We start from the raw sequence: 6,269 nt of genomic DNA, 5'->3' as shown, positions 1-6,269 counted from the left end.
CCGGATATCCCGGGGCCCAGGGCCCCACCCCCGGGCTGCGGCGCCCCCCGGGGGGGCGCCACCTCTGCCTGTCTTTTGCGTCGTGTTTTTTGCGTCGTGCAGGTGCCGGAAGCTGCCTACTTTTTGCGGGTCTTGGGATCCAATGCCTCGCGCAGCGACTCGCCCAAAAGGGTGAAGCCCAGTGCCGTCACGGCGATGCAGATGCCCGGCAGGAACGCCAGCTGCGGCGCCACGGCCAGCTCGTTCTGCGCGTAGGTGAGCATGCGTCCCCACTCCGCGGTCTGCGGCTTGCCGCCGCCCAGCCCCAGGAAGGACAGGGCTGCTGCGTCAATCACGGCGGTGGCCAGGGTCAGGGTTCCCTGCACGATCACCGGGCCCATGCTGTTGGGCAGCAGGTGGCTCATGGTGATGGTGCGCCGGCTCAGGCCCAGCGACTGTGCCGAGAGAATGTAGTCGGCGCTGCGCTGGGAGATCATTGACGATCGCAGCAGGCGGGCGAAGATGGGCACCTGCGACACCCCGATGGCGATCATGATCGCGTAGGTGTTCTGCCCCAGGATCGCGGCAATGCTGACGGCCAGCAGCAGGTTCGGAACGGAGAGCAGGATGTCAACGAACCGCATGATGACGTTGTCCACCCAGCCGCCCAGCCCGCCGGCAATGACACCGAGCAGCATCCCGCCGGCCAGGCCGAGGGCGGTGGAGACGATGCCGATGATCAGCGAGGCGCGGGCGCCCCAGATCAGCTTGGACAGGACATCGCCGCCAAAACGGTCCAGCCCCAGCGGATAGCCGGCTATGTCGCCCGGTCCGGGAATGCTGGTGGGCGTGATGTCGGTTCGTCCGGGCAGATCGTCGCCGCCGAACGGTGCCAGCAGCGGAGCCAGCAGGGCAACCAGGATGAAGACGCCGACGATCACCGCTCCAGCGATAGCTGCCGGATTGTGCCGCAGCCGGGCAAAGGCCGACTGCCACATCCCGCTGCCCCGGACGTCGGCTGTTGCTGCGGGCTCGTCGGGCCGGATGGCGCCGCCGGGCGCCGGTGGGAGAACCGTACTCATTGCACCCTCACCCTCGGGTCGATAAAGCCATAGGAAACGTCAACCAGCAGATTGATCAGTGAATAGGCTATGGCGATGAAAATAATGAATCCCTGCAGGACTGGATAGTCCAGATTGAAGATGGCATCGCGCAGGAACCGCCCGACGCCGCTGAAGGCAAAGACGGTCTCGGTCAGGACGGCACCCGAAATCAGGAGTCCGGTCTGCAGGCCGATGGTTGTGGTCACGGGGAGCATGGCGTTGCGGAGCACAAAGCGGCCGCGGATGGTTTTTTCCATCAGGCCCTTGGCCCGGGCGGTGCGGACGTAGTCAGCACCCTGGACTTCCAGGACCGAGGCCCGCGTGATGCGGACAATAATGGCCAGCGGAATGGTGCCGAGCGCGATTCCCGGAAGGACCAGGTGCATGACAGCGTCCCAGGACGCGTCCCATTCCCGCGTCAGCAGGCCGTCCAGCACATAGAAGTCAGTGACATGGGTGGCGTCAATGCGGGGGTCCTGCCGGCCGTCCGGGGGAAACACCGGCAGCTGGATGGCCAGCAGCCATTTGAGGATGAAGGCCAGGAAGAACACGGGAATGGTGATGCCGACCAGGGAGAGCACCACCGAGGAATGGTCCCAGAAGCGGCCGTAGTGAGTGGCCGCGAGGTAGCCCAGCGGGATGCCGATGCCGATGGCGAAGATCAGCGCGACCACTGCGAGTTCCAGGGTGGCGGGGAAGCGGGTCGCGAACTCTTCGAGGACGGGGCGTCCGGTGACGATGGAAGTGCCGAAATCGCCCTGCAGGAGCTTGCCCACATAGGTGAAGTACTGCTCCAGCATCGGCCGGTCAAAGCCGTAGGCGGCGTTGATCGCGGCCACCGCCTCGGGCGTGGCCTTGTCTCCGAGGAGTGCGGTGGCCGGACCGCCGGGAAGGTTGCGGACCCAGACGAACAAAAGGATGGACAGCCCAATAAGGGTGGGAATCAGCATGAGAAGGCGTTTGCCGATGACTTGCAGCACAGATGTCCTTTCTCAGCGGATGAAAACCGGCTGGAGGAGGAGGGTGGGGGACAGAAAGCGGGCCGGGGAGTCCCGAAGGAACCCCGGCCCGCGTGCTGCTACTTGGTGAGTTTGATCTGGTTGAACACTTCGTCGCTGACCGGGCTGGCCGGGTAGGACTCCACGCGCTCGTTGAATGCCAGCGAAGGGGCCGGGTGGGCCAGCGGCACGGCAGGAACGAGCTGGGCGATGTCCTCGTTGATCTGCTCGTACAGCGGGGTCTGCTCCTCCAGGCTGCTTATCTGGCGGGCCTCCTCGAGGGATGCGAAGAGCTCCGGGTTGTTGAAGCCGAACTCGGGCTTCTCTCCGCCGAAGAACACGCCGACAAAGTTGTCGGTGTCGTTGTAGTCGCCGGTCCAGCCCAGCAGGTGGATGCCGTGGTCTTCGCCCACCTGGACGCGGTCCAGGTAATCCGGGGACCACTTGTTCGGCTGCGGGGTGACCTTGATGCCAACCTCTTCAAGCTGGGCGGTGATGTTGGTGTAGACCTGCTCCGGGGTGGGCATGTACGGGCGCGAGACACCGGTGGGGTAGTTGAAGTCCACGGTGAAGCCGTCAGGGTAGCCGGCCTCGGCCAGCAGATCCTTGGCCTTTTCCGGATCGTACTCGTATTCGGTGACGTCCTCGTTGTAGCCGTTGACGACGTCGGGAATGAACTGGTTGGCCACCTTGGTGCCCTCGGGCAGGGTCTGGTCCACCAGCGCCTGCTTGTCAATGGCGTGGGCAATGGCCTGGCGGACCAGCGGATTCGCCAGCTCCTCCACCTTCTGGTTCATGCCCAGGTACAGGATGGTGAACGGTTCGCGGGTAATCACGTTGTAGCCGGCGTCGGCCAGCTTCTGAGTGTCCGCCGGGGCCACCAGGTCGTAGCCGTCGATGGTGCCGGCCTCCAGGGACTGGCGGCGGGAGTTGGGGTCATCGATGACGCGGAAGATGATGTCGGTGACCTGGCCCTGCTCGCCCCAGTAGTCCTCGTTTGCGGCGAGGGTGATTTGGTTGCCCACGTCCCAGGCGTCGAACTTGAAGGGACCGGTTCCGGTGGGGTGGTCCTTGGCATACTCGCTCAGCGTCGGTGCCTCGGCAGTGCCGGAGGCGGCGTTGGCGTCATACTCCTCCATCGCCGTCGGGCTCTGCATCGAGAAGGCCGGGAGCGAAAGGGCGGCAATGAAGCCGGCGAACGGCTTGGCCAGGGTCACCACGGCCTCGGCGTCACCGGTCGCTTCGCAGGACTTGTAGGTTGCGGTCTCCGGGGTATCGGCGAAGCCCTTGAAGAGCTTGCTGTAGTAATACGCCAGGCTCTCCTCCTGCTGGATGCCGGTGAAGTTGTACCAGCGGTCAAAGTTGGCGCAGACGGCTTCCGCGTTGAAGGCGGTGCCGTCGTGGAACGTGACACCTTCCTCAAGAGCGAAGGTGTAGGTGAGCGCATCCTCGGACGTTTCCCAGGACTTGGCCAGCAGCGGCTCCGGATCGGCGGTTCCCGGCTTCACGCCGACCAGGCCCTCGAAGATCTGGCGGCTGACACGGAAGGACTCACCGTCGGAGGCAAACGCGGGATCCAGCGTCTTGGGGTCGGAGGAAGCCGCGAAGACAAAGGTTCCGTCCACTTCGGAGGAGGTACCGGCGTCGTCGGACCCTTCCTCGCGCTCGCTCTGGGCGCAGCCGGACAGAATCAAGGCGCTCAGGGCAACGCCTGCGGTGATGGCGGCGGCCCGCCGCCTGGGGCGGGAGCCATTCGTAGTTCGGCCGGCAAGTGACATGGTTCTACTCCTCTGGGCGAGTGTTACCCGCGCGGATGCCGTGCGGTGCATCGTGCAGGGTGTGCTGTGGTGTCCGTGGCAGGTGGAGCGGTTTTTTGAGCGGTTCTTTTTGGGGCAAGTGTGTTGCACGCCACAAACATATGGGACAGAGCCTAATGGGTGCCGGGGCGCCAGTTCGCATTTCAAGTCCCGGCGCGGTCACAATTTGGTCACGACAAAGGCGGGCGCCTTGGTGGGGCGCCCGCCTTTGTCGGAGGTGGATCTGTGCTGTGCCGGGTTTGGTGCCGCCCGGACTACATCGGAGGCATCAGGACGGTGTCCAGCAGGTAGACCGTAGCGTTCTCGGTCTGGACGCCGCCGCAGACGACGGCGGACTCGTTCACCATCAGGCTGTCGCCGGACCCGGTGACGTCGACTTCAGCACCATTCACCGTGGCGTACATGCCGGAGAGTTCCTCAGGGGCCATCTGGCCCGGAACCACGTGATAGGTGAGGATGCTGGAGAGCAGATCCGGATCCGTCTTCAGCGTCTCGAGGGTGGCCGGATCCAGTTTGGCGAAGGCCTCATCGGTGGGTGCGAACACCGTGAACTCCGAACCGTTCAGGGTATCGACCAGGTTGACCTCCGGGTTCAGCTGGCCCGAGACGGCTGCGGTCAGCGTGGTCAGCATGGGGTTGTTCGACGCGGCAGTGGCTACCGGGTCAAGCGACATTCCCTGGATGGACCCCGCTCCTTCGGGAACGGCCGCCGCGTAGTCGGCGCAGCTGGCGCCGACGAGGTTGGCCGCCGGATCGGCGCTCATGGACTCGCTGGCGGTTGCGTCGGGGCTCATGGGCTCCGAAGCGGAGGGGGACATGCTGGACTCCGAGGCCATGCCCGATTCGGAGCTCTCGGAGGAGGTATCGGAGGAGTCGGTGCTGCAGGCGGCCATGCCCAGCATGGAGACAGCGGCGATTCCGAGGATGGACATGTTCCGGCGGGTCTTGAAAGCCATTGTTTTTCTCCTTCTGGCGAGGGTCCGTCTGGCGGGACCTCGTGGTTGGTGTGAACACCTCTTGGGGCGAGGTCTCAGAAGGTCTTCGGCCCGGGGCTCCGGCCGGATGGGTGACGGGCTGGAAAAGTTTTGAGCCAGGTCACAGCAGGGACTTGGGAGGCTCGGCTCGGCGGGGCGCGAGTGGCGGGGCGAGGGCCTGCAGAAGGAGGTGGTTTTAGTCCGGGACCGGCCGCGAACCGGAGTCGACGGGGGCGCCGGTTGATTCGTAGATAAGGTTGACATTCACTTCGTAAGTGCCCGGCGGGATCAAGTCAGGAACCCATATTTCCGCTGTTCCGGCGGCGCTGTCCGTGTCGGCTTCAACCCGGTAGGCCAGGCTCTCGGCTAACCATAAATGCGGTACATCGATGCCGTCGAGCGACCACGTCAGCAGAAGGGGCACTCCCTCCAGGCCTTCAAGGGTCAGATCCACAGCAACTGTCCAGCCTCGTGGTGCCGGGTTGCCGGCGCTGTCGGTACCCTCGACCGTGCTGAGCATCTCAACTATTTGGGTTGCGACATCCGCCGGGGCCGGCGACGTGCCGGCACCGACGGCAGGTTCAACGGCTTGCTCAGTGCTGGCGGTGAGTCCCAGGGATTGGTTTCCCACGGCTGGAAAAACCCTTAAGTCCTCAGGTTTGAGGTCATAGCCCATCATTGTCAGCACCGGATCCTCCACCACCTCCAGCTCAAACTCCTCGGTCCATTCGGGTGACTCCGTCCAGCCGGCTGAGGTGCTGGGTGAAGAGGTGGAAGAAGGGGTGGCAAAGGTCGGAGGCGGGGATGTTTCAGGCTCGGTGGCAGGGGGCCCGGGAACCGGCGTCGGCGGCACCGTGACGGCCGGCGGAACCGGCGTCGGCGGCACCGTGACGGCCGGCGGAAGCGACGGGTTGGGCGGGAATGCTGTCGAGAATCCCGGAACTGCTGCTGCGTGACCCCCAGCGGGCAGCTGCCGGGCGTTCGTGTCTTGGGCAGTTTTCAGGGGGAGGGCGGTGCCGAGCTGTACAGCGTTGAAATCACGAAGGTCCGACGCCCTTAACAGCTGGAGCAGTTCAACGGTCGCCGTATCTTTGTCATCCGGGGGGTCAAAGCGGTCCCACAGTCCCAAGACGGCGGTGATCGCGGTCGCCACTGCGCCGGCGCCAATGATGAGGGACTTTCCGCGCAGGTACCAGGGCGGAGGAGGTTTGTCCTTGGTGTTGGCGTCGGCGTCCGCAACGGTGTCCATAAACGGGGCCTCCTCGAATAAGGTGCCACTGGCTCAACCAAGGAGCCACTGGTTGCACCCCGCGGATGGGCGGGCCACTCAGGTGCTATTTTCCCGCCGCCAAGGTGCAGGGTCAACGGCTCGGCATCGGGTAGGGACACGGAGCGGGG

The 6,269-nt window shown here is 64.8% G+C and carries 5 protein-coding genes; all 5 read right to left on the bottom strand.

The features are described from left to right. Window positions 1–116: 116 nt before the first annotated feature. On the bottom strand, window positions 117–1,061 hold the full coding sequence (locus QNO00_RS03705) for an ABC transporter permease (protein WP_229965268.1): 945 nt from the start codon (window positions 1,059–1,061) through the stop codon (window positions 117–119). Then, window positions 1,058–2,062: an ABC transporter permease gene (locus tag QNO00_RS03700; protein ID WP_284023670.1), complete on the bottom strand. Its 1,005-nt coding sequence runs from the start codon at window positions 2,060–2,062 to the stop codon at window positions 1,058–1,060. The genes QNO00_RS03705 and QNO00_RS03700 overlap by 4 nt, the downstream gene beginning before the upstream one ends. Window positions 2,063–2,160: 98 nt before the next feature. Beyond that, on the bottom strand, window positions 2,161–3,858 hold the full coding sequence (locus tag QNO00_RS03695; protein WP_229965270.1) for an ABC transporter substrate-binding protein: 1,698 nt from the start codon (window positions 3,856–3,858) through the stop codon (window positions 2,161–2,163). A 293-nt stretch (window positions 3,859–4,151) separates the two neighbouring features. Continuing rightward, window positions 4,152–4,853 carry a fasciclin domain-containing protein gene (locus QNO00_RS03690; protein ID WP_269439147.1) on the bottom strand — a complete coding sequence of 234 codons (702 nt, stop codon included), beginning with the start codon at window positions 4,851–4,853 and terminating at the stop codon, window positions 4,152–4,154. A gap of 214 nt (window positions 4,854–5,067) precedes the next feature. Further along, complete coding sequence (locus QNO00_RS03685) at window positions 5,068–6,120, bottom strand: hypothetical protein (RefSeq protein ID WP_284023669.1); 1,053 nt, start codon at window positions 6,118–6,120, stop codon at window positions 5,068–5,070. Between the last annotated feature and the right edge of the window lie 149 nt (window positions 6,121–6,269).

The sequence above is a fragment of the Arthrobacter sp. zg-Y1219 genome (assembly GCF_030125545.1).
Lineage (GTDB): Bacteria > Actinomycetota > Actinomycetes > Actinomycetales > Micrococcaceae > Arthrobacter_B.
The sequence above is the reverse complement of the archived record's forward strand: the minus strand, read 5'-3'. Positions and strand labels throughout refer to the sequence as shown.

Coding starts and splice junctions, on each gene's coding strand:
- QNO00_RS03705 (WP_229965268.1), bottom strand. CDS start 1,061: ATGAGTACGGTTCTCCCACCGGCGCCCGGCGGCGCCATCCGGCCCGAC.
- QNO00_RS03695 (WP_229965270.1), bottom strand. CDS start 3,858: ATGTCACTTGCCGGCCGAACTACGAATGGCTCCCGCCCCAGGCGGCGG.
- QNO00_RS03690 (WP_269439147.1), bottom strand. CDS start 4,853: ATGGCTTTCAAGACCCGCCGGAACATGTCCATCCTCGGAATCGCCGCT.
- QNO00_RS03685 (WP_284023669.1), bottom strand. CDS start 6,120: ATGGACACCGTTGCGGACGCCGACGCCAACACCAAGGACAAACCTCCT.